The following is a 1,153-nucleotide window of genomic DNA, read 5'->3' as shown; positions in this document are numbered from 1 at the left end:
TGTTGCTAGAATATAAATAGTACAAGCCAAAATGAGAAATTCCAAATACACATAAGCATGGTACAATAGAAACATGCTGAAGGAGGATCTCATATGGCAAAGCAACATGACAAACAATTTAAACTTGATGCAATCCAGTACTATCAGGATCACAAAGATCTCGGAGTACGTGGATGTGCAGAAAATCTTGGCATCGGCTACAGTACATTAACAAAGTGGCTGAAAGACTTCCGGGAATCAGGTGATATTTCTGTTCGTGGTTCTGGTAATTATGCATCTGATGAGCAGAAGGAAATTGCCCGTCTCAGGCGTGAATTACGTGATGCCCAAGATGCACTTGATGTGTTAAAAAAAGCAATCAACATTCTGGGAAAATGACGGAAGCCATTTATCTCGAAGTGTCTGAGAAGACGGAAGCTGCCAAAAAGGCTGGACGCCGGGTTTCCGTCTCCGGAATGTTGAAGTTTTTAGGTGTCTCTCGCTCAGGATATCTTGCATGGCTCCACCATATACCTTCTGATACAGAAAAACGTCGTGAAGCTGTAAAAGCAAAAATACAGGATATTTATGATGATTCCAAGCAGAACTACGGTGCTCCGAAAATCACTGTAGAACTTCGAAAAACTGGTGAAGTCATTTCGGAAAGAACCGTTGGTACATATATGCGCCAAATGGGGATCCGTGCTCAGTGGAGCAAACCATGGACAATCACCACAAAAGATTCCGATTTCAGCACTGAATTACAAAATATCCTTGATGAGCAATTTAATCCTGATCGTCCGAATGCAGTCTGGTGTTCGGATATCACCTACATCTGGACAATAGATGGATTTGTCTATCTGACCAGTGTTATGGATTTATTTTCTAGAAAAATCATAGCCTGGACGCTTTCAGAAACACTGGAAGTATCTTGCGTGATTGATACTATAAACAAAGCCAAAGCTCGCCGGAATATCAATCAACCATTAATTATCCATTCGGATCGTGGCAGCCAATATGTTGCAAAGGAATATAAAAAGGCAACCGAAAATATGCAGCGTAGCTACTCAAAGAAAGCTTTTCCGTGGGATAATGCATGTATTGAATCCTTTCATTCTATTATCAAACGTGAATGGCTCAATCGTTTTAAAATTCGCGATTATAAGCAGGCATA

Annotated in this window: 2 protein-coding genes; both read left to right on the top strand. The window is 40.6% G+C overall.

Translation table 11 applies throughout. The annotated features are described in order from the left end of the window. Positions 1-93 precede the first annotated feature (93 nt). Positions 94-378: a transposase gene (locus tag WMO28_RS16745; protein WP_349057708.1), complete on the top strand. Its 285-nt coding sequence runs from the start codon at positions 94-96 to the stop codon at positions 376-378. Continuing rightward, a partial coding sequence (locus WMO28_RS16740; RefSeq protein ID WP_349057707.1) for an IS3 family transposase occupies positions 375-1,153 on the top strand: 779 nt, incomplete at its 3' end. The genes WMO28_RS16745 and WMO28_RS16740, both read left to right, overlap by 4 nt.

The organism is Blautia aquisgranensis (assembly GCF_040096615.1).
Lineage (GTDB): Bacteria > Bacillota > Clostridia > Lachnospirales > Lachnospiraceae > Blautia_A > Blautia_A aquisgranensis.
The sequence above is the reverse complement of the archived record's forward strand: the minus strand, read 5'-3'. Positions and strand labels throughout refer to the sequence as shown.

What these genes read in the sequence shown, in the direction of transcription:
- WMO28_RS16745 (WP_349057708.1), top strand. Translation starts at nt 94, where the DNA reads ATGGCAAAGCAACATGACAAACAATTTAAACTTGATGCAATCCAGTAC.